Genomic DNA, 24,296 nt, shown 5'->3' on the forward strand with positions numbered 1-24,296 from the left:
CCGCCGCCACCTCATGTGGATCGCCTGCGCACTACTCGCCCTGACCGGGTTCGGGATCCTCATCTGGCAGCGCATCGACGCCGGCGACCGCCGCGCCGACGAGCTCACCAAGGAAGCCGACCTCCGTGGCACCGCCGTGTCCACGCTCGCCGGCGATGTGCGGGCGCTGCGTGAACAGGTGAAAGCCAAGGGCGGAACACCCGTCGCCCCGGACCCGACGAAGGCTGTGGAGAACCTGCCCGACCGGGCGGAGGTTCCGGTGCCAATCCCCGGACCTCCGGGCCCCAAAGGAGACCCGGGTGAACCGGGGAAGCCTGCGCCGACCATCACTCCCAGCCCAGGGGCACCAGGATCCAGCGGCGAAAACGGGGAGGATGGGGAGGATGGCACCGACTCGACCGTGCCAGGGCCATCAGGGCCGCCCGGTCCTCCCGGCACCGACTCGACCGTGCCAGGACCCGCAGGACCTCAAGGAGAGAAGGGCGATTCGGGGAGTCCTGGATCGCCCCCCATTGGGTGGACGTTCACGTACAGGGGCGTTGAGTACACCTGCTCGCCCGTCTCTGACTTCAACGAGTCCAACCCGCGCTATGCCTGTGAGTCGAATGAGCAGGACCCTGCGCCAAATCTTCCCCTGAGCTACCGAGATTCGGCTTTGGAGCCCAGTAGGCGTCGTTGGTAGCTATACCTTCAGCTTGTCCTCGGTCCGCCATTTCTGTCGAAGCCGCCTGTTCTTCGCGGCTTCGCAGATGCTGCAATAGCGCTGACTCCCAGGGCCTCCCGATTTCGGGTAGACGCGGTCGAAGGGATGACCCCTCTTGCAGTGCGTCTTGCGGGCGTTAATCGCGGAGACGGTGGCGGAGTCCTTGAGGGTGTTCTCCCTGACGGTGACCACCTGTAGGTGCTGAGCGTTGACGCAGGCCCGGCTGCGGCAGACGTGGTTGATGACCATGCCGTCGGGGATCTCCCCGTGCATGTCGTACCAGGCGACGCGATGGGCCCGCCGAGTCTTGCGGCGAAGGTAGAAAAACCCGTAGCCGTCTTTGTCGAGGCGGCCAGTCCATATGAGGCAGTCACTGTCGCGCCGCGTGCGCGACAGGAATCGTCCCCTTTCGGGAGTCGTGAGGTTTCCCATGCTTCATTTATCTGGCCCGCACGGCACTAAAGGCCCGTCAGGTAATCAACTCGCCTTATTGATCTGTGACTTGCGTAACGCATTCATGGAATAGGAAGCAGAATGCCTGAGCCGATCCCGCGCGCCCGGCGCCGAGACGACACCGCAGCCGACATGACGAGCCTCGTCCAACTCGGCCGCGCCGACCCGCAATCCGTCCCCGCGCCGAGCATCAGCCCGTTCCTCGAACCCGACCTGCCGCCACCGCCCGCCGAAGGCGAACCCGCGTAACGACGCCCCGCTCCTGCTTTGGCAGGCGGCGGGGCGTTTCGTCATGCCTGGGGCGCCTGATGTTGAACTTGCTGGACAAGCAACACGGTTTGCCGGTTACAGTGGGTCCACAACTTCATGCACCTCCCGGTGCGCAGGCCCGCGGCTACTTCTTTGGAAAAGTTCCGCCGCAGGTCGACTTGATCTCGGGAGGCACAGCATCGGGGGTGCCCGGTGCGCAGGCAGCGGATACTTCTCCTGCTAAGAGAGAGACGCGGGTTCGAATCCCGTCCACCGGTCCAGGGGACCGGAGGTAGCTCAGCGGCCTAGAGCGCTTCGTCTCCGCAGCCGACCTTGATCTCGGGCACCCCACTGCTGGACCTCCCCTCCTATGCGAGGGGTTTTTCATGGCCAGGTTCAACCAGCGCGGCACCCGTCCCGCCGTCCACTCGCCCGTGACCACAACCGGGGAGCGGACCGTCACCCACGAAGGCGCCACCGGGCACCTCCGCGATGCACGCTCCGAGCTCTTCCTGCTCGCCGTCTCCAACTTCGTTGGCCAGGACGTCTTCTACGAGAAGGGCGGCGACCGCGACGATCGATACACGCAGCTTGTTCGGCAGCTCGCCATCGAGGACCCCGAGTGGACGGCCGGCCTGCTCGGCTGGCTCCGCGGCGAAGGCAACATGCGGACCGCGGCACTCGTAGGCGCCGCCGAGTTCACCGCCGAACGGCTCCTCCACGAGGCACCCGGCTACTCCCGCCAGGTCATCGACTCTGTTCTCCAGCGCGCCGACGAGCCGGGGGAGATGCTCGGCTACTGGACATCGAAGTACGGCCGCAAGCTGCCGAAGCCGGTGAAGCGCGGCATCGCCGACGCCGTACAGCGGCTCTACAACGAGCGGTCGCTCCTCAAGTACGACACCGACTCCAAGGGCTACCGGTTCGGCGACGTCCTCAATCTCGTCCACGCGGCGCCCGACCCCGACAAGCCGTGGCAGGGAGACCTGTTCGCCTACTCGCTCGACCGTCGGCACAAGCGCGGCACCGTCCCCGACCCCGACACACTGCCGACCCTCGCCCGGAACATGGCCTTCCCGGAGTTCGTTGACCACGCCCCGGCCATCCTCCTCGACGCCGACGAGGTGAAGCGCGCTGGCCTGACGTGGGAGATGGCGCTCTCGATGGCGGGCGGCAAGGTCGACAAGGCCAAGCTGTGGGAGGCGCTCATCCCGTCCATGGGAGTGATGGCGCTCGCCCGGAACCTACGGAACTTCGACGAGGCCGGGGTCTCCGACGAGGTCGCCGCGCGGATCTGCGCCCGGTTCGCTGACGCCGATCAGGTCGCCAAGTCACGCATGTTCCCCTTCCGCTGGTGGGCTGCCTACAAGCACGCTCCCTCCCTGCGGTGGGCCCACGCGCTCGAGCAGGCACTCGGCCACTCGCTCGCCAACGTGCCGCGCCTGAAGGGTCGGACGTTGATCCTGGTAGACCGGTCGCCGTCGATGTTCCCGGGCTACGGTTTCTCGACGCCGAACAGCTCCGACATCACGCTCGCCGAGCAGGCCGCTGCCTTCGGCTCCGCCCTCGCACTGCGGGCAGCTGACCCGACGCTCGTCGAGTTCGGATGGACCAGCCAGAAGCTGGACGTCCCCAAGGGCGGCAGCGTCCTCAAGCTCATCGAACGCTTCGGGCAGATCGACGGCACCGACATCCCGTCCGCCGTCAAGCAGCACTACGACCTTCTCCGCCACAACCGGATCGTCATCGTCACCGACGAGCAGACCCGGCCCGGCTGGCTGCCCTCCAACGGCTGGCAGCGCGGAGGCATGCGCGAAACCCAGATCGACGACCTCATCCCCAAGACCGTGCCCGTCTACATGTGGAACATGGCGGGCTACAAGCCCGGCGCTATGCCGTCCGGAACCGCGGGCCGGCACACCTTTGGCGGGCTCACCGACCATGCCTTCCGGATGGTGCCGCTCCTCGAATCCGGCCGTGACGCCGACTGGCCGTGGGTCTCGAAGCAGGCCTGACCGAACGCCGACGCCCCCGCTCCTCTCGCCTCAACGGCGGGGGAGCGGGGGCGCCTCGTCGTGCTCCAGCGGTCAGATCGGCGCGGGGCCGCTGCCGGTGAAGGTCGTGGCCTCCGTGCCGTCGGCGCGGGTGGCGATGATGACACCTTCCTTGCCGTCTGGCATCCGAAGTAGCACTCGGTCGGCTGACGCCAACTTGAAGCCGAGTCCCGCCTCGGGCGCACTCACGGAGCCGTGCCACTCCTTCAGCGGGCCGTCCGTGAAGGTGGTGAAGCGTGCGTAGACAGGGATCGCCTCGCCGTCGATGACGACGTGGGCCTTGCTCTCGTAGTCCTTTGCCATGCCGACAGTGTGCACCGCGCGTCTGACAGCCAGGACGATCCACGCGATCGCTAGCGCATAACGTTCCCTTGGGCGCTGCCAGTTGATCAGCGACGGCCCGCGATAACATGCCATATCGAGGGCGAAAAATTGGTACAATCGGGTATGGCTGACGACCTGACACTCGGAGAGATTCGCAGCGAACTTCAGCGCCTCGCATCCTTGGCTTGCAGCATCGAGCGCCCCAAGCCGACCCGCATCAACGGCCCCGAGCACCAGTGGCCCGGACATGAGTGGGATCTGCGCGAGATGACGCCCCCGCACGGCACCAAGGACAAGGTGTGGGTCATCCGCACCGTCGACGAACGGGACGCGGCCGACGGGCTGGTGTATGTATCCACCCCGGAGTCGATGTACCCCGGTCTGGACTTCGTGCCGCTCTACGCCTCCGACGCGCGATTGCTCGCCATGGCACTCCTTGCCGCAGCGGATCGCGCCGACCATGAGGCTCTTGGCGTACCGCGCCTCGAAGACCGACGGAAGGCGGGCTGACGTGACCGAGCCCTACGACCCGCTGCCGGATGTCATCGAGCGGGCAGAGAAGCGCCCTGACGGCGTCGGCCAGTTGAAGGACGTCGCCCGGCTCGCCCTCCACTGGCACAGGCCCACGCTGACGTGGGCCACGAGCGGCATGCGCAAAGACCCCGAGACAGGCGAAAACCTCTGGCGTGCGGCAACCGTGTGCGCCTGCGGGGTCGGCGAGTTCCCGTGCCCCCAACGCCAGCAGCTCACAGCGATCCTCGGCGTGGTCGAGGAGTACCAGCCGTGACCGACCTCGCCCCGCGCCAGCCAGACGCCACGCCCGTGGTCCGCGACCCCAGGGCGCTTGCCGTCCTGGCCGCCATGGAGAAGGCAGCCGAACAACACCTCGACGCCATCCGCCCCGAAAACACGAAACGCAGCTATGCCAACGACTGGGACCTGTGGCGGGAGTTCCACGACTGGCTCGCCGAGCAGACCAGCCACCGGCTCGCGTTGACCGACGTCACCAAAGGCACCCTCGTCGGATTCGTGGTCTGGCTCGACACGATCAAGCTCGCCGCGCCCAACAGCATCGACCGCAGGATCACCGGTGTCACCGTCACAGCCCGCCGCGAGCACGGCGTCGAGGTACCGAAGGAGGCGACCGTCGCCGCCCGACAGGCCCTCAAGCCGCTGAAGGCAGACGAGGACCGCATCGCCCGCGGACGCGGAGCAGCCAAGGCGGTGACCCCGAAGCAGCTCCGGCAGATGGCCGCCGCCGTACCCGACGGGCTCACCGGACTACGCGACCGCGCCCTCTGGCTCATGGCCTTCTTCATCGCAGGCCGCTCCGCCGAAGTCGCCGCACTCCGAACCGAAGGCATCACCCTCCACAGCGAAGGCCTCAAGGTCCGAGTCCCCGGCGTCAAAGGCAAGCCCGCCCGCGAAGTCGTCGTCATGTACGACAAGAACCCCGACACCTGCCCCGTCCGCGCCTGGTCCACCTGGAAGGCGACCAGCGGCATCACCACCGGTGCCGCCTTCCGCCCCATCGACGTGTGGGGCAACATTGCCGACCGGCATCTGACCGCCGAAGCCGTCCGCGAGATCATCGCCCGCAATGCCGAACGCGCTGGCGTCGCGGTGCGCTTGACCGGCCACAGCATGCGCGCTGGATTCATCACCGCCTCTCGCCGGGCAGGCAAGCGCGAAGAGAAGATCCGCGCCCAGTCCGGCCACGCCGAGAACAGCCCCGCCTTCTGGGGCTACATCCGGGACGCCGACAAGTGGACCGACGCTGCATCCGAGGACATCCTCTGAGACACGGCAACGCCCCCTCAGCCGTCCAGCTGCGGGGGCGTTGTGCTGTCCGGGCTTAGCCCCAGGCGGTGTCGCTCATGTCCCCTCCTACGTCAGGTGCGGCCACGGTAGGAGAATTCCGTCCAGCCGGTCAGCCCCTCGTGCCACACTGGTCGTGGCCACGCTCGTCTGCTCTGGGAGACCTGGGCACCCGAGAACATGTCGGCTCAAGCCGAGCGGGCCGAGGGGTGGCATGATCCACGGCGAACGCGCGTGACACCTGGCGGTGACGGCCTCCACCCCTCACCTGATGCGCCCGCATTGTGGTGCTCAGCGGGGATGGCCGTAAGGCGCGATCACCAACACCGAGCGCTCGGCCGTCACGCAACGGCCGGGCGCTCGAGCGTCACAACCACGCGCCGGGCCCGACTGCCCGCCATTCCACCCAGTCCTCGTCGGCGACATCCTCAGGCTCGACATCCTCCAGGCCGGCCCCGCGCAGGAACTCGACCACGTCCAGGATCGTGTACGCCATGCCCACGAACTCGGCGCCGACGCGGACTCGCCGTCCGCCGTCTTCGCCGGGCGGGTAGATGACGACAGGCGGGTTGCTTGCCATACCTTCAGGGTGCGGCCGCGGTCGCCTGCGCGCATGCGGGCGTCCCTGTCACCGGGCGTTGAGGAGCTGGCGACCTGCCTGGTGGCCGTCTGTCATGCTGGTCTTGGCTATCGGTATCTGGCGGCGGGTGAGGTCCCAAACTCACCCGCCGTTGCCGTTGGTGGCTGCGACACTGGTCCCGCCCCTCGCTGCCCCCCGTCGGTGAGGGGCGCCTCGTTGTCGGTGCCCGCCGTTAAGCTGATCGCACGTATCCGCGCATGCTGGCTGCACGCGCCCGCCCCGCCCCGTGATGCAGGGGCGGGGCGCACGACTTGGAGGACCCGTGGAGCTCGTCGACTTCCTGCGCGCACGGCTGGACGAGGATGAGGCGTTGGCGCGCGAGGCGCCCAAGGGGCCGTGGCACATCGGCAATGCGGTCGACCCGACACAGCCGTGCAACGTCCACACCTTTCCCGGCGCCCGGCCCGTAGCCGATGGGCTGAACTGGCTGGTCGCCGAGCACATCGCCCGCCATGATCCGGCCCGTGTCCTCGCCGAGGTCGACGTCAAGCGGCAGCTGATTGCTCGGGGCGGCCCGTTCTGCACCAGCGACTGCGACGAGCCCGGCAACGAACCCATGGATCCTGACACCAACTGGACGACGCCGCTGGAACACCACCTCGACTGCGCCGCCTACGAGGCCGCGAAGTTGATGGCTCTGCCGTATGCCGACCACCCGGACTTCGACCCGGCCTGGCTGGAGGACTAAGCCGCCTTCACGACCTCGCTGCGCGTCGCTGCCTCCCACCGTAGGACGAGCGCCTCGTACTCCCGCCGCCGCTCATCCGTCAGCCGCACGGACGGGTCCACCCACAGCGCACGGATCTGCGCATTCAGCTCGTCAGCTGAACACGCGTCGCCGTCAGGCAGGGGGGAGGGGGGCATGGATCAAGCGTAGCCGCGGGCTCGGACAGCGGTCAGCCCTGTGCAGGCGGCTGCGGCAGCTCGGTGACGAACGTGCCGATACCCGGCTGCATGTACGCCAGCCCCTCCGCCCGCAGCTCCTTCAACGCCTTGCGTGCGGTCACCTGCGAGATGTCGAACTCGGCGCACACATCAACCACCGACGGCAGCCGTTCCCCAGGCGGGTATGTGCCGTCGACGATCCGCTCCCGCAGCTGCTCGTACACCTGCTGCCACCTCGGCACATCCGCTTCCCACCTCATGATCCAGACGCTAGGTCCGCTTGGTCGGCTAGGCGAGATCGGTGGGCCACGTGCACGTATCGCACGCATCGCGCCTATCGCGATACCGTGCCATGCAAGGACCCCCGCGACCGCCTGTTCCGCGGCCCGGGGGCGTGGACGACACTGACCGGAGCGCCGCCATGAACCAGCCTACGGAGCCCGAGCCCGCGGTACAGGCCGCCGACAAGCCGGACCCGATCCCGCAACTCTGCTGCCACTGCGGAGAACTCACCCGCGAACCCGTCCTCGTCGGCGAAGTCCACACCGCCAGCGGCGCCGGCTCCAGCATCTTCGCCTGCCCCAAGGACGCGCCCCTCTTCGGCGAGCACACGGTCCGGCTGCAGGGGCGTGCCTCATGAAGCCGAAGAGCCCGCCCGTCGCCCCGCCGACACCTGAGTGGACTGCCCTCGTCAAGCACCTGCAGACCTGCCAGTTGTGCTTGACCAGTGGGCCTTGTAACGACGGGCAGCAGCTCGTCGACGCGCACAAGGCGACGCGCCGCTGACCGGACGCGCGGCCGCATCGGTCGATCGCTGGCCAGAGTTGTACGAGTGGTTACGGAAACGTGCGGGGTGTGTACGGTCCGCACGGGAATATGTAACAGGCACTCTTCCCCTGCCGTCCGCCATCCTGTTGACTCGCATTCAGTCGCGCAGTCAACATTTCCGCGTGATGGTCTACCCGTGTAGGAGGTCGGTGACGTGCACTCGCAGAGCATGAGCGACGAGCAGCAGGTGGCTGAGTTTCATCTCGGCGCCGGCTTCCATGCGCTGGATCGTCGACCGGTCGATGCTGGTGGCGTGGGCAAGGCTCTCCTGGGTCATGTTCTGGTGCAGTCGTCGCACGCGGATGCGGTCGCCGACGGCCTGGCGGGCGTCGAGGACCCACTCGGGCTGATCGGCTGGCACGCGCTCAACCGTTTACCGACCATGATCATATGTCAGCAGCAGAATTGCGGCATTCTTCGATCATGAGATTCGCGCGACGGACGGCCTGGTCCTCCCCGTAGAACAGGCGGGTGCCCACTCCGGCGACCGCCGCAACCCCCCACTTGCGGCCCTGCGGCTCTGGCATATGCCGCAGGGATAGAGGTAATGTCCTGGAATCGAACGTGTGTTCACCCGATCGTGTGAACAACCCCTGTCCCACGCTTCCGGTTGAGCAGGCCGGGAAAAACCGCACCACCCCCACAACCCTCAACCGCACCGCCAGCAGGAGACGGCATGAACCAGCAGCAGATCCTCGACCTCTACCAATGGGCGCCAGGGATCTGCTTCCGGCACCCCTCCAAGCGCGAGGTGCCGACCACGCACGTCGAAACGATCCGCCCTGCCGCCGGCGGCATCCAGGATGTTCGGGCCTGTAAGGACTGCGTGGTGGCCATGGAGGAGCAGCGGCAGGAGGCTGCGCAACGACACGGCGAGCCTTACTCCCCAGGGCACCTCGGGTCGGCCGAGGGCGGGGATACTCGCAGGTGAACGGCCTCGGGGATGCCGGTTCGCCGGGGAGCGCCTGGGGAGAATCTCGGCGGCGGGGGGCAGTCGGGGAGATCCACGATGAGCGATTGCGTTCACTCACTCCCGTCAATGTCAGGCTAAGTTCTTCAAAGTCATGCAGGTCAGAGGCCGTTCGAGCGCCACTCGACTGATCTGCCTGGCAAGACGCCGAATGCGGAGCCATACGGAGAACATCTGGCTCCGCACGAAGCGGTACAACGCTTCCGGGCAGGTCGTCTCCGGTACGGGTGGCGTCTGCTACCTCTACTTCCCGGCGCAGCCGTCGGCCCGGCAGCGCAAGGCGCTCGCGGCGGTGGGCGTCCAGTGAGTCAGGGGCGGCCCCTGGGGGCCGCCCCTTCGCGTTCGGCTCTGCGGGATTCGCGGCGATGTGGCCGCTGTGACCAAGGTCTCTACCAATGAAAGCCGCTTCGGTGGCAAGGTGGTCGGGTCGGAGGGGAGCCGACGGGATGCGGGGGGATGTCACCGCACCACTACGTCAGCGAGAAGCCATGACCGCGACCTCCGCCACCGCCACCCGCCTCCGCGCCCGCACGGGTGGCCCCAAGGACGACGGCCCCAAGATCCTCGAGCACGTCCTGGGCTGGGCCCTGGTGGTGGTCCTCGCGATGCTCGTCACACAGCTCGGGCTCCTGTGAGCTGACACCGGCCCCGGCGATCGATCGGAGTCGAACGACCAGGTGGTATCGGTCTGCCATACTGCGGATGTCCCGCTGGCAGTTGGAGACCAGGGCCGGAATTGAATAATAGTCAACAGCGCGCCGATGACCGCCCACGGGCGCGCGGCACCGATCGCTCACTGGCGCGCCGCGCCGAACTCATCGCCATCGGGCGGAAGCTGTTCGCCGACACGTCGTACGACGCGCTGTCGATGGACGACATCGCGCGGCAGGCGCATGTCGCCAAGGGGCTGATCTACTACTACTTCAAGTCCAAGCGCGGCTATTACCTCGCCATCGTCGAGGACTCGGTCGCGGATCTGGTCTCCCGGGCGGCCGGCGGCCTCGAACTCCCCCCGGTGGAGCGGGTGCAGCGCACCATCGACGGCTATCTGCGCTACGCCGAGCACAATCAGGCCGCGTACCGCACGATCATCAGCGGCGGCGTCGGCTTCGACACCGAAGTACAGGCCATACGGGAGGGTGTGCGCGAGGTCATCGTCGAGACCATCGCCGAAGGCGCGTACGGAAGGCGCAAGATCGCGCCGCTGCCCCGCATGGCGCTGCTCGCCTGGCTCTACAGCGTCGAGGGCGCCACCCTCGACTGGATCGGCCACCCGACACTGTCGCGCGACACCATGCGCGAGCTGCTGGTGAAGATGCTGGGCGGCGCCATGCGAGCCGTCGAGGAACTCGACCCCACTTACCTGGCCCCGCCGGCCGCGCGCCGCGACGGATGAACGAGGGGCGGATGGGTGAGGGGTGGATGAACGAGGGGCGGAGGTCGTCCGACCCCCGCCCCAAGTCGCGTACCAATACGGCTAGTTGATCGACTGGATCAGCTCGCCGTTCGTGGTGTCACCGCTCAGCTCCCAGAAGAAGGTGCCGCCCAGGCCCTGCGCGTTCTTGTAGTTCATCTTGGCGGCGATGGTCGACGGAGTGTCGTAACTCCACCAGTCGGAACCGCACTTGGCGTACGCGGTGCCGCCGACCGTGCCGGTCGCCGGGCACTTCGCCTTGAGCACCTTGTAGTCGTCGATGCCCTGCTCGTACGTCCCTGCCGCCGGGCCCGTGGCCGTGCCACCCGGCGCCGCCTGCGTGACCCCGGTCCAGCCGCGCCCGTAGAAGCCGATGCCGAGCAGCAGCTTCGAGGCCGGGATGCCGAGACCCTTGAGCTTCGCGATGGTCGCGGAGGTGTGGTAATCCGCCTTCGGGATACCGGAGTAGGAGTTCAGCGGCGAGTGCGGTGCCGTCGGCCCCGCCGCGTCCCAGGCGCCGAAGAAGTCGTACGTCATCGGGTTGTACCAGTCGACGTACTGCGCGGCGCCCGCGTAGTCCGCCGCGTCGATCTTGCCGCCGGCGGTGGCGTCGGCCGTGATCGCCGCGGTGACCAGGTTGCCGGAGCCGAACTTCGAACGCAGCGCCGACATCAGGCCTGTGAACGCCGTCCTGCCGCTGGTGTCACAGGTGTTGCCGCAGGCGTTGGGGTACTCCCAGTCGATGTCGATGCCGTCGAAGACGTCCGCCCACTTGGAGTTCTCCACCAGGTCGTAGCAGGACTGGGCGAAGGCGGCCGGGTTCCTGGCGGCCTCGCCGAAGCCGCTCGACCAGGTCCAACCGCCGAAGGACCAGAGGACCTTGAGGTTCGGGTGCTTCTTCTTCAGCTCGCGCAACTGGTTGAAGTTGCCGCGCAGAGGCTGGTCCCAGGTGTCGGCGACGCCGTTGACGGACTGGTCGGCGGTGTACGCCTTGTCGGTCGCCGCGTACGCGTCGCCCATGGCGCACTTGCCGCCGGTGACGTTGCCGAAGGCGTAGTTGATGTGGGTCAGCTTGGCGGCCGAGCCGGACGTGTCGACGTTCTTGACGTGGTAGTTCCGGCCGTAGACGCCCCATTCGGTGAAGTAGCCGACGACCTTGGAACCGGCCGCGGCGGCCGTGGCGGCGGAGGTCGTGGTGCTGCCGGAGTCCGTGGTGGCGGTCGCGGTGCCCGCGCCGGCGAGCAGCCCGGCGCCGAGGACGGCGCAACACGCGGCGGACAGGAGCGCCCGTAACCGGGAGCGGTGGGGAGTGTGCATTGGGTGTCTCCTCGTGGGGGAGAGGGGAACGCGCGCGATTGGCATGAACGCGGCGAAGCGTGAGGGCGAAACAGTAGGAGGACTAGACCAGTCAGGTCAATGGTTCGGACCAATTTGGCCCGGACTGGTTTGGCCGCTTGGAGCACAGTCGGATTACGCTTTGAGTGAGCGGTCGTTAACTGGTGACTCGGTGCTTCCGATCGGGCATACTCACAGCGCCACAGCCGCTGATCTGCAGGTTCCGCAATCCGGAGCGGGAGCATCGGCTGGGCCAGGTGAGACCCCGGCGAAGCAGCCCCATCCAGGCGCGCGTCCGCCGAAGTGCCCGACAGGGAGGAAAGCGTCGTGCCCGAGAGCGCTCCGCAGCCGGTGGACCGTCAACTGCCCACGGACGAGGCCAGGGATCTGATCTCACTGGTCCGCGAGATCGCGCAGCGCGAGATCGCTCCGAAGGCGGCCGAGGAGGAGGACGCCGGACACTTCCCGCGCGAGGTCTTCGGCCTGCTCTCCCAGTCGGGACTGCTCGGGCTGCCCTACGAGTCCGAGTACGGCGGGGGCGATCAGCCGTACGAGGTCTACCTCCAGGTCCTCGAAGAGCTCGCCGCGGCCCGCCTCACCGTCGGTCTCGGCGTCAGCGTGCACTCGCTCGCCTGTCATGCCCTCGCGAACTACGGCACCAAGGAGCAGCGGGCCGAGCACCTGCCCGCGATGCTCGGCGGCGGCCTCCTCGGCGCCTACTGTCTCTCCGAGCCTGCCTCCGGCTCGGACGCCGCCTCGCTGCGGACCAAGGCCGTACGAGAGGATGGGGGCCCCTCCCGCTCGAGCGATGCCGAGAGTGGGGGAGACTGGGTGATCACGGGCACCAAGGCCTGGATCACGCACGGCGGGATCGCCGACTTCTACACCGTGCTCGCGCGCAGCGGCGGCGAGGGACCGCGGGGCATCACGGCCTTCCTGGTGCCCGGGGACGCCGAGGGGCTGAGCGCCGCGCTGCCCGAGAAGAAGATGGGCATGAAGGGCTCGCCCACCGCGCAGGTCCACTTCGACGGGGTGCGCGTCTCCGACGACCGGCGCCTCGGTGACGAGGGCCAGGGCTTCGCGATCGCCCTGTCCGCGCTCGACTCCGGGCGGCTCGGCATCGCGGCCTGCGCCATCGGTCTCGCCCAGGCGGCCCTCGACGAGGCCGTCGCGTACGCCACCGGGCGACAGCAGTTCGGGCGGCCGATCTCCGACTTCCAGGGGCTGCGCTTCATGCTCGCGGACATGGCGACGCAGATCGAGGCGGGCCGCGCGCTCTACCTGGCCGCCGCACGCCTGCGCGACGCGGGCCGGCCGTTCGCCAAGCAGGCGGCCATGGCCAAGCTGCTGTGCACGGACACCGCGATGAAGGTCACCACGGACGCCGTCCAGGTCCTGGGCGGCTACGGTTACACCGCCGACTTCCCGGTGGAGCGCTACATGCGCGAGGCCAAGGTCCTCCAGATCGTCGAGGGCACCAATCAGATCCAGCGGATGGTCATCGCCCGTCACCTCGCGGGTCCCGACTCGCGCTGAACTGCCCCTCACTGCGCGGGTCCCGGCTCGGCCCGAACTGTCCTTCACTCCGTGGGTCCCGGCTCGCGCCGAACGTCCCGTACCCGTACATCGCCGAGGGTGCCGCGAGTCGGGTCCACTCCGGGTCGTGGCGTCCCGGCAGCGTGCGTCCGCGATCGGCCCAAGTGCGGATGAGCGCACGGTAGATGGGGGGATCCTGGGCCGGTGGGGGCGCCTGCTGAACCGATTCTGTCGGAGCGTGGACGAGGATCCGGCGCCGGTACCCGGTCGCAGAATAGGTAGGGGTCATACCAGGGCAACGCTTGGGCGTGTGGGCAGGTCACCCGCCACGGAATCGACCGTCCGTTCGCGGTGCGCCCGTTGGGGGAGCTTCACTCGAGGTGCGGTATCCGGACCGGGACGAGGTGCGGTATCCCACTCCGGGCGCTCCCTCCTGGACCGTACTTCACCCGGCGACGGGAACCCGCGGCGGCGCCACGTCACGCCCCAACGCACGTACTACGCAAGGGTGGTTGAACAGACGCCGTACCTCCGGACCCGGACACACTGATCCCGCACCACGGCGGCCTGCGAGCCATGGTGCAGGGCAGCGGCTACGAGAAGGGAGACCGGGCGTAACGGCCGCTCAGGCGGCCTGGCGCCGCATCTCGGGGACCCGCATCGGGCGTGAGCCCGGGCCGCCGGCGTGCGAGAACGGCTGCGTCCGCCAGTCGAGGCCCTGAGGGAGCGTCAACAAGAGGGCCGTGTCCTGCTCCTGCGGCTCGGTGGACTCGTCCGCGGGCCGTGCGTCGGCCGCGGCGCGGCCCGTACCGGAGCAGACCGTGAGCCCGAACGGGTTCCACGGAGAGGCGCACAGCGCGTGCTCCGGCAGGACCTCCTCGTCCGCCAGCAGCGCGATGGGCTGCGCGCAGTCCGGGCAGTTGACCCGGTACATCTCGAAGGTGTCGTACGCGTCGAACTCCTCGCCGTCCAGGGCGTCCGGTTCGACGCCCTCCGGCTCGGGCTCGAGGACCGGCTGCTGCCGCTTGGATGCGGGACGACCAGGGCGCTTCAGACTCTGCATGGGTTTCTCCCCCTCGGGTGGGCCGACAAGGCACTGCGGCCTCGACCACAGCAAGCACTTCCCGTCCGGTCTCAGCGGTAATCACGAGAACATCACGGACCCGGCCGCAATGCTGTGGCGTTCGTCACATGCCGCTCGCAGGTGCCCGGCTCGCTGGATTTGTCCCCGGGCGGCTCCCACGTCACTCTCAGCCACATCACAAACCGGGTATGACCAGCGCCGCTGAGGTATCCGGGGGATCAAGGGCCCTGTAGGTTCTTGCGCCATGGAGGAGCTGGACCGACAGATTGTGCAGCTGCTCGTCACGGACGGGCGGATGAGTTACACCGACCTGGGCAAGGCTACGGGCCTGTCCACGTCGGCCGTGCACCAGCGGGTGCGCCGGCTGGAGCAGCGCGGCGTCATCCGCGGCTATGCCGCGGTGGTGGACCCGGAGGCCGTCGGGCTGCCCCTGACCGCCTTCATCTCGGTGAAGCCGTTCGACCCCAGCGCTCCTGACGACATCGCGGAACGCCTCGCCGGCGTCCCGGAGATCGAGGCCTGCCACAGCGTCGCGGGCGACGAGAACTACATCCTCAAGGTGCGTGTCTCGACCCCGCACGAGCTGGAGGAACTCCTCGCCCGGCTGCGCGGCCTGGCAGGCGTGTCGACCCGTACGACGGTGGTGCTGTCGACGCCGTACGAGGCACGGCCGCCCCGGATCTGACCGCGTTCGCCCCTAGGGCCTGTGCGGCGGATCATGCCGCAGATGCGGGGCTTGGCACGCCCATCTGCGGCGTTGTCGTCGGTTGCCGACTCCCCGACGCTCGAATGCTCCCCCACGCTCGGCTTCGCTCGCGCGGGAGGTACCCCCACCGCGGGGGGACCCCCATCGCGTCGCCGCCCTCCTCCGCCTTGCAGCTGCACGCACCAAGCCCCGCTCACCGGCGCCTATGAGGTGCCGTTGCTTCTCTGCGACCTGATCCGCCGGACAGACCCTGGCCGTCCGGCGGCGTTCGCCCTTTTTGCGGGCCCCGCGCGCGGGGAGGGTGCTCGCAGGCGCGAGACTGTTCCCATGAGTGAGAGCACCGCCTCGTCGGACACCGTGCTGCTGCGCGGTGGAGAAGTCCACAGCCCCGCCGACCCCTTCGCCACCGCGATGGTCGTCGAGCACGGGCACGTCGCCTGGGTCGGCTCCGAAGGCGCGGCCGACGCCTTCGCGGTGGGGGTCGACGAGGTGGTGGACCTCGAAGGCGCCCTGGTCACCCCGGCGTTCACCGACGCGCATGTGCACACCACCGCCACCGGGCTCGCGCTCACGGGTCTCGACCTGTCCGGTGCCCGCTCCTTGGACGCGGCCCTCGCTCTCGTACGCGACTTCGCCGCCGCCCGCCCCGCCGACCGGGTTCTGCTCGGCCACGGCTGGGACGCGGCCCGCTGGCCCGGCGGCCGCCCTCCGACACGCGCCGAACTCGACGAGGCGACCGCCGGACGCCCGCTCTACCTCTCCCGCATCGACGTGCACTCCGCCGTGGTCAGCACCGCGCTCCTGGACCTGGTCCCGGGCGTCAACGCGCGAGACGGGTATGTGCCCGACGCGCCCCTGACCCGTGACGCCCACCACGCCGTCCGCGCCGCCGCTCTCGGTGCCCTGTCCGGGGAGCAGCGCGTCGAGGCCCAGCGCGCAGCGCTCGCGCACGCCGCCTCGCTCGGCATCGGATCCGTGCACGAGTGCGCGGGCCCGGACATCTCCTCCGAGGACGACTTCACCGGGCTGCTGCGGCTCGCGGCCGAGGGGGCAGGGCCCCGGGTCGTCGGTTACTGGGCCGAGGGAGCCGAGGAAGGCGTGGAGAGGGCCCGGGCGCTGGGTGCGATCGGCGCCGCGGGTGACCTCTTCGTCGACGGCTCCCTCGGCTCGCACACCGCCTGTCTGCACGAGCCGTACGCGGACGCCGGGCACACCGGCACGGCGTACCTCGACGCCGCCGCGGTCGCCGCGCATGTGGTGGCCTGCACCGAGGCGGGCCTCCAGGCGGGCTTCCACGCCATCGGGGACGCCGCGGTGACCTCCGTGGTCGAGGGGGCGCGCGCCGCCGCCCAGAAGGTCGGCCTCGCCCGCGTGCGTGCCGCCCGGCACCGCGTCGAGCACGCCGAGATGCTCACCCCCGAGGTCATCGCGGGCTTCGCCGAACTCGGCCTCACCGCCTCCGTACAGCCCGCCTTCGACGCGCTGTGGGGCGGCCAGGACGGCATGTACGCCCAGCGCCTGGGTGCCGAACGGGCCCGTACGCTCAACCCCTTCGCGGCCCTGCTGCGCACGGGCGTGCCGCTCGCCTTCGGCTCCGACAGCCCGGTGACACCCCTCGATCCCTGGGGCACCGTCCGCGCCGCCGCCTTCCACCGCACACCCGAGCACCGGGTGTCCGTCCGCGCCGCCTTCACGGCGCATACGCGCGGCGGCTGGCGGGCGATCGGACGGGACGACGCGGGTGTCCTCGTGCCCGGTGCGCCCGCCGACTACGCCGTGTGGCGCACCGCCGAGCTCGTCGTGCAGGCCCCCGACGACCGGGTCGCGCGCTGGTCCACCGACCCCCGCTCCGGCACCCCCGGACTGCCGGATCTGACCCCCGGCAACGACCTGCCCGTCTGCCTGCGCACCGTGGTGGCCGGGCGGACGGTATTCGTAGGGCCCAACGAGTGATGTCCGGGGGTGGCGCGGCCCCGGTCATCGCCCGCCACCGCGTCGTGCGACCTGCGCATCCTCCGCGCTGACCAGGTCATGGAGGGAAAAGCCGCAGGCCGAATGGCTGTTGACAGCTGGCCGCAGCGGGCCGGTAGGTTCGGCCGGGTCCACCACCGGACGTCCGACCGGGGAACTTCCACGTGGCCTCGAAGCGCCGCTGGGTCAGGGGTGGTGTGCCGCACCGGCGCACCACCACTGGGAGCCAGGCCCAGCGCCCGCGCCACGAGGCGAGGGAACGTTCCGACAAGTCGGCAGGTGTGACCCGGGTGGGGCCCGGACGTTCAGTAGACAACGGCTTTCGGTCGACCCGCAGCCAGCGGGTCCCAGGTCGGCCCGAAGGGCGCCGGGCCCCGATCCGCAGCACACGCGTTCCGCCCAGGGGGTCCACTCCGTTCCACCCAGGGCGCTCACTCGTACCCGGCTTTGTCGATTCGACACCCCAGTGCCCGCCACGGGGGCGCAACAGCGCAGGTTGCGCGCACTATGGTGGACCCGTGCGTACGGACACGAAGGGGCAGCAGTGAACGACGGCGACGGGACCCTCGCGGCAGGAGCCCAGGGGAGGCAGTTCGGCCCGCTCGGCACGGCCTTGGTGATCATCCCGACCTACAACGAGGCGGAGAACATCAAGAAGATCGTCGGCCGGGTGCGCGCCGCCGTGCCCGAGGCGCACGTCCTGGTGGCCGACGACAACAGCCCCGACGGCACGGGCAAGCTCGCCGACGAGCTGGCCGCCGATGACGACCACGTCCAGGTGCTGCACCGCAAGGGCAAGGAAGGCCTCGGCGCCGCCTACCTGGCGGGCTTCCGCTGGGGCATGGAGCACGGCTACGGCGTCCTGATCGAGATGGACGCCGACGGCTCGCACCAGCCCGAGGAACTGCCCCGCCTGCTGACCGCCCTCAAGGGCGCCGACCTCGTGCTCGGCTCGCGCTGGGTCCCGGGCGGACGGGTCGTGAACTGGCCCAAGAGCCGCGAGTTCATCTCCCGCGGCGGCAGCCTGTACTCCCGCGTCCTGCTCGACGTACCGATCCGCGATGTCACCGGCGGCTACCGCGCCTTCCGCCGCGAGACCCTCGAAGGCCTCGGCCTCGGCGATGTCGCCTCTCAGGGCTACTGCTTCCAGGTCGACCTGGCCCGCCGTGCCGTGAAGGCCGGCTTCCACGTCGTCGAGGTGCCCATCACCTTCGTCGAGCGGGAGCTCGGCGACTCGAAGATGAGCCGCGACATCCTCGTGGAGGCCCTGTGGCGGGTCACCACGTGGGGCGTGGGGGAGCGGGTCGGACGGATCACGGGCCGCAAGCCCTCCTGACGCCGTCGTCTCGGTCCTTCCCGATCCTTCTCACGCCTTTTCGATCCACGGTCGCTGTCGGTCGTCCGATCCACAGTCGCTGTTGATCATCTCCTTATCCCGTACTGAGCCGCGCCCAGGCACACTGGGGACATGACGACTGGCGCTCCGAGTCCTACGTACCCCGCCCGGCCGCGGCGCTCGCGGCTGCGCATCTTCCTGCCGCTCGGCATCGCCGCGTGGCTGGTGCTGGAGATCTGGCTGCTGACGGTGGTCGCGGGCGCGGCGAGCGGCTTCACGGTTTTCCTGCTGCTGGTCGCCGGGTTCGTCCTGGGCGCCGTGGTCATCAAGCGGGCCGGGCGCCGGGCCTTCCGCAACCTCAGCGAGACGCTGCAACAGCAGCAGAGCGGGGCCGCCCCCACGACCGGGGGCGGCAATGGCAACGGGCTGATGATGCTCGGCGGCCTCCTCCTGATGCTCCCCGGCCTCATCTCCGACGCCGTCGGCCTGCTCCTGCTGATCCCGCCCGTCCAGAAGGCCCTCAGCCGCTATGCGGAGCGCACCCTCGACCGCAAGATGCGCGCGGCCGTCCCCGGCACGCTCGGCGACGCCTTCCAGCAGGCCCGCATGCACCGCCCCGACGGCAAGGTGGTCCAGGGCGAGGTCATCAGGGACGGGGGCCCGCAGGGGCCGGCCTCGGACCCGGGCCCGCACCCGCCGCTGACGCGCTGACGGCTCGCCTTTGAGGCGCGGACCGGCATCATCCAGCCGGTCGGCCGGGAACGCACAAAACCGCGAGCCCCGTACACAGAACGTACGGCGCCCGCGGTCACGTGCGTGCGTTGTATGCCGCCCAACCCCCGCAGGGGCTACGCGGACTTGCGGCTGTCCCGCGGATGAACCGCGATGTTCATCGCACCGGAGCGCAGAACGGCCAGGCGCTCCTCGAGGACCTCTTCGAGCTCCTCTCGGGTGCGCCGCTCCATCAGCATGTCCCAGTGCGTACGCGCGGGCTTGGCCTTCTTTTCCTCAGGGCCTTCGCCGTCCACCAGGAGTGCCTGGGCCCCGCAGACCTTGCACTCCCATTCCGGCGGGATCTCCGCCTCGACCGAGAAGGGCATCTCAAACCGGTGCCCCTTCTCGCATGCGTACTCCACGGCCTGGCGCGGGGCCAGGTCGATGCCGCGGTCCGTCTCGTAGCTGGTCACCACGAGGCGCGTGCCGCGAAGAGCTCGCTCACTCATGAATCGTGCCTCCCGGGCTTGTCGCCCACAGGACAGGTGTCGCTGTCGTCGTCATCCGGTCAACGTCCGGTCGGCGGTAAAGATTCCCGTTCCGGGCATGCGTCGCCGTCGTAGCCGCCCCTTGTTGTACCCACCGGCGCCCGGTTTGTCACATCTAGTGGTAGATGTCACCCAGCGTTTCAGCTTCTTTGACGCGCAGTAACGGTACGCCTGGCAGGCCAAACGCGTACACTACCGGCCTTTGGCCCCGGGTGCTAAATCCTGTCCGGTACGGGATTGCCCGCGTCGCGTACCGCCTGCCGCACGGGGACCCGCGCGAGCAGCACGAATCCGATGACGAAGAAGGCCACAAGCGAGATGATCGCGTCCCGGTAGCTGCCCGTCAGCTGGTACGTCAGCCCGAACAGAAGCGGGCCCAGCCAGCTCATGCCCCGGTCGCTCATCTCGTACGCGGAGAAGTACTCGGCCTCCTTGCCGCTCGGCACGAGATGCGAGAACAGGGAGCGCGACAGCGCCTGGCTGCCGCCCAGGACGAGGCCGATGCCGGCGGCGAGGACGAAGAAGAAGGCGGGCTCTCCGGCGGGCAGGAAGTACCCGGCGCAGAGTGTCACGATCCAGGCGACGAGCGAGCCGAGGATCGTCCGTTTCGCGCCGTACGCGCGCGCCAGCCGGCCCATGCCGAGCGCGCCGCCGACCGCGAGCACCTGGACCAGCAGCACGGCCACGATCAGGGTCGACTGGCCGAGGCCCAGTTCCTCCGACCCGTACACCGAAGCCTGTGAGATGACCGTCTGAATGCCGTCGTTGTAGACGAGGTACGCGAGCAGGAAGGCGAGAGTGAGCGGTTTGTCCCGCATGTTCCGTACGGTGGCGGCCAGTTGCCGCCAGCCGTGTACGGACGCAGTCCCGGCGGGGCTCGTACGGCGGTCGCGCAGCCGCTTCAGCGGTACGAGGGTGAAGGCGCCCCACCAGACGCCCGCCGAGGCCAGACAGATGCGCACGGCCGTCGACTCGGAGACACCGAAGGTGTCATGGGCCGTGAACAGGATCAGGTTCGCGACCAGCACCAGTGCGCCTGCCGCGTAGCCGAACGCCCAGCCCCGGGACGAGACGGCGTCGCGCTCCTCGGGAGGGGCGATCTGCGGCAGATAGGAGTTGTAGAGGACCATCGACACGGCCACCGAGGCGTTCGCGACGATCAGCAGCAGGCCGCCCAGCAGATAGCGGTCCCCGTCCAGGAAGAACATGCCCGTGGTGGCCGCGGCGCCCAGATAGGCGGCGGCCGCGAGCAGCGGCTTCTTTCGGCCCGTACGGTCGTCGAGCGCGCCCGCCATCGGCATCACGAGGATCGAAAGGATGACGGAGGCGGAGACCGTGTACGCGAAGAAGGACCCGGCGCGGACCGGGATCCCCAGAGGATGAACGAAGCCGTCCGCGTCCGCCGCGTGCTTGGCGACCGCCGTCAGATAGGGGCCCAGGAACACGGTCAGCACGCTCGTCGAATAGACGGAGCAGGCCCAGTCGTAGAAGTACCAGCCGCGCTGCTCGCGCCGCCGCTCGGCGACCTCGTCGGCCGCCTGTGCCCGCACGGTGTCAGTGCCCACCCGTGCTCCTCGCTTCCCCGTGAACGGACCGCGCGAGGAGGCTCAGACCCAGGTGCCCCGGTCCTCCAGGACCTTGCGCAGTGTGTCGATGTGATCGGTCATGATGCCATCGACTCCCAGGTCCAGGAGCCGGTGCATGCGTTCCGCTTCGTTCACGGTCCACACGTGCACCTGCAACCCGCGCGCGTGAGCGGCCCGAAGGAAGCGACGGTCGACCACCGGCACTCCCGACTGGGACTCGGGAACCTGGGCGGCGACGGCCGAGCGGCGCAGGGCGGCCGGTATGCCCCACGAGCGCAGCCGCAGGCCGAGCACGCCGCGGGTGCCGTACGACGTCGCCAGGCGAGGCCCGGCCAGGCGCTGGGCGCGGGAGACGCGCGCCTCGGAGAAGGAGCCCACGCAGACGCGGTCCCAGGAGTCGGTGCGGTCGATCAGGTCGAGCAGCGGGCGGAGGGCGGGCTCGGCCTTGACGTCGACGTTCCAGCGCGCCTCGGGGAAGGCTTCGAGCAGCTCTTCGAAGAGGGGGACCGGTTCCTTGCCCGCCACGCGCGCGTGGCGCACGTCGTCCCAGGGGAGGTCCCCGATCCGGCCGGCCCCGTCCGTGACCCGGTCCAGGGTCTCGTCGTGGAACGCGACGAGCTTGCCGTCCGCCGTCGCGTGCACATCGGTCTCGAGGTAGCGGTAGCCCGCCGCCACCGCGCGCCGGAACTGGGCCAGGGTGTTCTCCAGACCGTCCCCCGAGCCGCCCCGGTGCGCGAAGGCGATCGGGCCGGGATGGTCGAGGTACGGATGGCGTATGCGCGTGCTCACCCGGGCAGTATCGCGCGATCTGGTTGACCGCTGGCAACGACGGTGCTGCGGCCCGGTGCCGTGCGGACGGCGAACACGCGCAGGAAGAGCTGGGCGAGGGGCCCGATCGCGACGGCGTACAGCACCGTGCCGATACCGACCGTGCCGCCGAGCGCGAAGCCGGTCGCGACGACCGCCAGTTCGACGACGGTCCGCATCAGGCGGATCGAGCGGCCCGTACGCTTGTGCAGGCCGGTCATCAGGCCGTCGCGCGGCCCAGGACCGAAACCGGCCGCGATGTAGAGGCCCGTCGCCGCGCCGTTCAGCAGGATGCCCGCCACGAGTAGCGGAATCCGTACGGCCAAGGTGTGCGCGTCCGGCACCAGCGCGAGTGTGCCGTCCATGGCGAGGCCGATCACGAAGACGTTGGAGACGGTGCCGAGACCGGGGCGCTGGCGCAGCGGGATCCACAGGAGCAGTACCGCCGCACCCACGATGATCGACACCACGCCGATCGTGAGACCGGTCAGCGCGGCGAGGCCTTCGTGCAGCACGTTCCAGGGCTCCAGGCCGAGGCCCGACTCCAGGAGCAGGGCCGAACTGACGCCGTACAGGGCCAGGCCGGCGTACAGCTGGACGAGGCGGCGGGGAAGCCGCCGGGGCGGTGCCGAAGGTTCGGAGCGTGCGGACGGGAAACGTTCGGAGCCTGCGGACAAGAGATGCCCCCCTGTGGTGGTAGTGGCCTGACTCATGACACTCTGTGGCTTGGGAAGAAACGTCATCCATGGCCAATTCGGGGAAGGTGGACTGGGAATCATGGCGCATTGGACTTCGGCGGTGGGGGCCGCGCAGCTGGCCCGGCTCCTCACCTCCCAGCAGGAGCGCCCTGCGGGCCCTGGCACCCGCCGCCCGCCGGCCTATCGCGCGCTCGCCGACGGCATTCGGCTGCTGGTGCTCGAAGGACGGGTGCCGGTGGCCGCGCGGCTGCCCGCCGAGCGGGAGCTCGCGCTGTCCCTGTCCGTCAGCCGTACGACCGTCGCCGCGGCCTACGAGGCACTCCGGGCCGAGGGGTTCCTCGAGTCCCGCCGCGGAGCGGGCAGTTGGACCGCCGTGCCGGCCGGGAACCCGCTGCCCGCGCGGGGCCTGGAACCCCTGCCGCCCGAGGCCCTCGGATCCATGATCGACCTCGGCACCGCGGCACTGCCCGCACCCGAGCCATGGCTCACTCGCGCCGTTCAGGGCGCCCTGGAGGAACTGCCGCCGTACGCGCACACGCACGGCGACTATCCCGCCGGGCTGCCCGCGCTGCGCTCGATGATCGCCGAGCGGTACACCGTGCGCGGCATCCCGACGATGCCCGAGCAGATCATGGTGACCACGGGCGCGATGGGCGCGATGGATGCGATCTGCCATCTGTTCGCGGGGCGTGGTGAGCGCATCGCGGTGGAGTCACCTTCCTACGCCAACATCCTCCAGCTGATGCGCGAGGCCGGGGCCCGGCTGGTGCCCGTCGCCATGGCCGAGGGCCTCGCCGGGTGGGACATGGACCGCTGGCGCCAGGTCCTGCGGGAGGCGGCGCCGCGTCTCGCGTACGTCGTCGCCGACTTCCACAATCCGACCGGCGCCCTCGCCGATGAGGAGCAGCGGCGCGGGCTCGTGGACGCGGCGCGTTCCGCGGGCACGGTGCTGGTCGTCGACGAGACGATGAGCGAGCTGCACCTGGAGGAGGGGCAGCACATGCCGCGGCGTGTGTGCAGCTTCGACGCCGCGGGGTCGACCGTCATCACCGTCGGGTCCGCGAGCAAGGCCTTCTGGGCGGGGATGCGGATCGGCTGGGTGCGGGCCGCGCCGGATGTGATCCGCAGCCTGGTCGCCGCGCGCGCGTACGCCGACCTGGGCACGCCCGTGCTGGAGCAGCTCGCCGTGAACTGGCTGCTCAGCACCGGTGGCTGGGAGCAGGCCGTGGACATCCGGCGGGACCAGGCCCGCGACAACCGCGACGCCCTCGTCGCCGCGGTGCGGCGGGAGCTGCCCGGCTGGGAGTTCTCGGTGCCGAAGGGCGGGCTCACCCTGTGGGTGCGCACCGGTGGGCTGTCCGGCTCCCGGCTCGCCGAGGTGGGGGAGCGGGTGGGGGTGCGGGTGCCGTCCGGTCCTCGCTTCGGCGTGGACGGCGCCTTCGAGGGCTATGTGCGGCTGCCGTTCACCGTGGGCGGTGCGGTGGCCGAGGAGGCGGCGGTGCGCTTGGCCGCAGCGGCGCGGTTGGTGGAGACGGGCGTGAACGGCGGGAGCGAGACGCCGCGCACGTTTGTGGCGTAGGGGTTGGCTCGCCCCCCTCCGCGGTTTAGCCCGTCCGGCGTTTGAGGACGAGCGCGAA

General features: G+C 69.6%; 28 protein-coding genes, 1 tRNA gene and 1 pseudogene. 18 read left to right on the forward strand and 12 right to left on the reverse strand.

Annotation, left to right across the window (positions count from 1 at the left end; all coding sequences use genetic code 11):
- Positions 1-682 precede the first annotated feature (682 nt).
- Positions 683-1,135, reverse strand: coding sequence for an HNH endonuclease signature motif containing protein (locus C4B68_RS34320; RefSeq protein ID WP_099500407.1), 453 nt, complete (start codon positions 1,133-1,135; stop codon positions 683-685).
- Between the two features lie 102 nt (positions 1,136-1,237).
- Between C4B68_RS34320 and C4B68_RS42225 the strand changes: the two genes are divergently transcribed.
- From C4B68_RS42225 to C4B68_RS34325, 3 genes are all read left to right on the forward strand, one after another.
- A complete protein-coding gene (locus tag C4B68_RS42225) occupies positions 1,238-1,405 on the forward strand; it encodes a hypothetical protein (RefSeq protein ID WP_167459220.1) in 168 nt (55 codons plus the stop codon).
- A gap of 210 nt (positions 1,406-1,615) precedes the next feature.
- A tRNA-OTHER gene (locus C4B68_RS42230) sits at positions 1,616-1,686 on the forward strand.
- Positions 1,687-1,791: 105 nt separating this feature from the next.
- The gene (locus tag C4B68_RS34325; protein ID WP_099500408.1) at positions 1,792-3,420 is read left to right on the forward strand and encodes a TROVE domain-containing protein; all 1,629 of its coding nucleotides are present in this window, start codon (positions 1,792-1,794) and stop codon (positions 3,418-3,420) included.
- Positions 3,421-3,492: 72 nt separating this feature from the next.
- On the opposite strand, the gene C4B68_RS34330 is transcribed toward C4B68_RS34325, so the two are convergent.
- Positions 3,493-3,762 carry a hypothetical protein gene (locus tag C4B68_RS34330; protein ID WP_143674292.1) on the reverse strand — a complete coding sequence of 90 codons (270 nt, stop codon included), beginning with the start codon at positions 3,760-3,762 and terminating at the stop codon, positions 3,493-3,495.
- Between the two features lie 144 nt (positions 3,763-3,906).
- Here C4B68_RS34330 and C4B68_RS34335 point away from each other — a divergent pair, with 144 nt between their 5' ends.
- The 3 genes from C4B68_RS34335 to C4B68_RS34345 are packed head-to-tail and all read left to right on the forward strand — an operon-like array spanning position 3,907 to position 5,583.
- Positions 3,907-4,293, forward strand: a complete 387-nt coding sequence (locus tag C4B68_RS34335; RefSeq protein WP_099500410.1) for a hypothetical protein — start codon at positions 3,907-3,909, stop codon at positions 4,291-4,293.
- Between the two features lies 1 nt (position 4,294).
- On the forward strand, positions 4,295-4,570 hold the full coding sequence (locus C4B68_RS34340) for a hypothetical protein (RefSeq protein WP_099500411.1): 276 nt from the start codon (positions 4,295-4,297) through the stop codon (positions 4,568-4,570).
- Complete coding sequence (locus C4B68_RS34345; RefSeq protein ID WP_099500412.1) at positions 4,567-5,583, forward strand: tyrosine-type recombinase/integrase; 1,017 nt, start codon at positions 4,567-4,569, stop codon at positions 5,581-5,583. Before C4B68_RS34340 ends, C4B68_RS34345 begins: the two co-directional genes overlap by 4 nt.
- A 385-nt stretch (positions 5,584-5,968) precedes the next feature.
- Here C4B68_RS34345 and C4B68_RS34350 read toward each other — a convergent pair whose 3' ends face one another.
- Entirely contained in the window at positions 5,969-6,181 is a 213-nt protein-coding gene (locus C4B68_RS34350; RefSeq protein WP_099500413.1) for a hypothetical protein, read from the reverse strand.
- A 322-nt stretch (positions 6,182-6,503) separates the two neighbouring features.
- On the opposite strand from C4B68_RS34350, the gene C4B68_RS34355 reads away from it, so the two are divergent.
- Positions 6,504-6,929, forward strand: coding sequence for a DUF6221 family protein (locus C4B68_RS34355; RefSeq protein WP_099500414.1), 426 nt, complete (start codon positions 6,504-6,506; stop codon positions 6,927-6,929).
- Here C4B68_RS34355 and C4B68_RS34360 read toward each other — a convergent pair.
- Both C4B68_RS34360 and C4B68_RS34365 read right to left on the reverse strand, forming a co-directional pair.
- On the reverse strand, positions 6,926-7,105 hold the full coding sequence (locus C4B68_RS34360; RefSeq protein WP_099500415.1) for a hypothetical protein: 180 nt from the start codon (positions 7,103-7,105) through the stop codon (positions 6,926-6,928). The two genes, C4B68_RS34355 and C4B68_RS34360, sit on opposite strands and share 4 nt — an antisense overlap.
- Positions 7,106-7,137: 32 nt before the next feature.
- Complete coding sequence (locus C4B68_RS34365; RefSeq protein ID WP_099500416.1) at positions 7,138-7,386, reverse strand: winged helix-turn-helix domain-containing protein; 249 nt, start codon at positions 7,384-7,386, stop codon at positions 7,138-7,140.
- A 161-nt stretch (positions 7,387-7,547) separates the two neighbouring features.
- Here C4B68_RS34365 and C4B68_RS34370 point away from each other — a divergent pair, with 161 nt between their 5' ends.
- Positions 7,548-7,766 (forward strand): hypothetical protein, encoded by a 219-nt coding sequence (locus tag C4B68_RS34370; RefSeq protein ID WP_099500473.1) that lies wholly within the window; start codon positions 7,548-7,550, stop codon positions 7,764-7,766.
- Between the two features lie 318 nt (positions 7,767-8,084).
- Here the strand turns inward: C4B68_RS34370 and C4B68_RS43670 are convergent, their stop codons facing one another.
- The gene (locus C4B68_RS43670) at positions 8,085-8,231 is read right to left on the reverse strand and encodes a helix-turn-helix domain-containing protein (RefSeq protein ID WP_240634768.1); all 147 of its coding nucleotides are present in this window, start codon (positions 8,229-8,231) and stop codon (positions 8,085-8,087) included.
- A 399-nt stretch (positions 8,232-8,630) separates the two neighbouring features.
- Between C4B68_RS43670 and C4B68_RS34380 the strand changes: the two genes are divergently transcribed.
- The 4 genes and pseudogenes from C4B68_RS34380 (at position 8,631) to C4B68_RS34390 (ending at position 10,320) form a co-directional block, all read left to right on the forward strand.
- The gene (locus C4B68_RS34380; protein WP_099500418.1) at positions 8,631-8,885 is read left to right on the forward strand and encodes a hypothetical protein; all 255 of its coding nucleotides are present in this window, start codon (positions 8,631-8,633) and stop codon (positions 8,883-8,885) included.
- Positions 8,886-9,078: 193 nt separating this feature from the next.
- Positions 9,079-9,231: pseudogene (locus C4B68_RS41485) on the forward strand (peptidase C39 family protein); the annotation flags it as partial.
- A 181-nt stretch (positions 9,232-9,412) separates the two neighbouring features.
- Positions 9,413-9,559 carry an SCO1431 family membrane protein gene (locus tag C4B68_RS34385; RefSeq protein ID WP_104880028.1) on the forward strand — a complete coding sequence of 49 codons (147 nt, stop codon included), beginning with the start codon at positions 9,413-9,415 and terminating at the stop codon, positions 9,557-9,559.
- Between the two features lie 101 nt (positions 9,560-9,660).
- Entirely contained in the window at positions 9,661-10,320 is a 660-nt protein-coding gene (locus C4B68_RS34390) for a TetR/AcrR family transcriptional regulator (protein ID WP_099500419.1), read from the forward strand.
- 81 nt (positions 10,321-10,401) lie between these two features.
- Here C4B68_RS34390 and C4B68_RS34395 read toward each other — a convergent pair whose 3' ends face one another.
- Entirely contained in the window at positions 10,402-11,655 is a 1,254-nt protein-coding gene (locus C4B68_RS34395) for a glycoside hydrolase family 18 protein (protein ID WP_099500420.1), read from the reverse strand.
- 345 nt (positions 11,656-12,000) lie between these two features.
- On the opposite strand from C4B68_RS34395, the gene C4B68_RS34400 reads away from it, so the two are divergent.
- Positions 12,001-13,209 carry an acyl-CoA dehydrogenase family protein gene (locus C4B68_RS34400; protein ID WP_099500421.1) on the forward strand — a complete coding sequence of 403 codons (1,209 nt, stop codon included), beginning with the start codon at positions 12,001-12,003 and terminating at the stop codon, positions 13,207-13,209.
- 625 nt (positions 13,210-13,834) lie between these two features.
- Here the strand turns inward: C4B68_RS34400 and C4B68_RS34410 are convergent.
- Entirely contained in the window at positions 13,835-14,272 is a 438-nt protein-coding gene (locus C4B68_RS34410; protein ID WP_099500422.1) for a hypothetical protein, read from the reverse strand.
- A 265-nt stretch (positions 14,273-14,537) separates the two neighbouring features.
- Between C4B68_RS34410 and C4B68_RS34415 the strand changes: the two genes are divergently transcribed.
- The 4 genes from C4B68_RS34415 to fxsA all read left to right on the forward strand — a co-directional run bounded on the left by C4B68_RS34415 (position 14,538) and on the right by fxsA (position 19,017).
- Positions 14,538-14,978 carry an Lrp/AsnC family transcriptional regulator gene (locus C4B68_RS34415; RefSeq protein WP_099500423.1) on the forward strand — a complete coding sequence of 147 codons (441 nt, stop codon included), beginning with the start codon at positions 14,538-14,540 and terminating at the stop codon, positions 14,976-14,978.
- Positions 14,979-15,326: 348 nt separating this feature from the next.
- Positions 15,327-16,952 (forward strand): amidohydrolase, encoded by a 1,626-nt coding sequence (locus tag C4B68_RS34420; protein ID WP_099500424.1) that lies wholly within the window; start codon positions 15,327-15,329, stop codon positions 16,950-16,952.
- A gap of 562 nt (positions 16,953-17,514) precedes the next feature.
- Entirely contained in the window at positions 17,515-18,306 is a 792-nt protein-coding gene (locus C4B68_RS34425; RefSeq protein WP_099500425.1) for a polyprenol monophosphomannose synthase, read from the forward strand.
- A 132-nt stretch (positions 18,307-18,438) separates the two neighbouring features.
- Positions 18,439-19,017 (forward strand): FxsA family membrane protein, encoded by a 579-nt coding sequence (fxsA, locus tag C4B68_RS34430; protein ID WP_099500426.1) that lies wholly within the window; start codon positions 18,439-18,441, stop codon positions 19,015-19,017.
- A 137-nt stretch (positions 19,018-19,154) separates the two neighbouring features.
- Here the strand turns inward: fxsA and C4B68_RS34435 are convergent, their stop codons facing one another.
- From C4B68_RS34435 to yczE, 4 genes are all read right to left on the reverse strand, one after another.
- Entirely contained in the window at positions 19,155-19,529 is a 375-nt protein-coding gene (locus C4B68_RS34435; RefSeq protein ID WP_099500427.1) for an RNA polymerase-binding protein RbpA, read from the reverse strand.
- A gap of 254 nt (positions 19,530-19,783) precedes the next feature.
- A complete protein-coding gene (locus C4B68_RS34440) occupies positions 19,784-21,133 on the reverse strand; it encodes an MFS transporter (protein ID WP_099500428.1) in 1,350 nt (449 codons plus the stop codon).
- Positions 21,134-21,175: 42 nt separating this feature from the next.
- A complete protein-coding gene (locus C4B68_RS34445; RefSeq protein ID WP_099500429.1) occupies positions 21,176-21,943 on the reverse strand; it encodes a glycerophosphodiester phosphodiesterase family protein in 768 nt (255 codons plus the stop codon).
- On the reverse strand, positions 21,940-22,674 hold the full coding sequence (gene yczE / locus C4B68_RS34450) for a membrane protein YczE (protein WP_180289198.1): 735 nt from the start codon (positions 22,672-22,674) through the stop codon (positions 21,940-21,942). Before yczE ends, C4B68_RS34445 begins: the two co-directional genes overlap by 4 nt.
- Positions 22,675-22,738: 64 nt before the next feature.
- Between yczE and C4B68_RS34455 the strand changes: the two genes are divergently transcribed.
- On the forward strand, positions 22,739-24,238 hold the full coding sequence (locus C4B68_RS34455) for an SCO1417 family PLP biosynthesis transcription factor (RefSeq protein WP_099500431.1): 1,500 nt from the start codon (positions 22,739-22,741) through the stop codon (positions 24,236-24,238).
- Positions 24,239-24,296 lie beyond the last annotated feature (58 nt).

Origin of the sequence: Streptomyces dengpaensis, assembly GCF_002946835.1 — a bacterium.
GTDB classification, from domain to species: Bacteria; Actinomycetota; Actinomycetes; order Streptomycetales; family Streptomycetaceae; genus Streptomyces; species Streptomyces dengpaensis.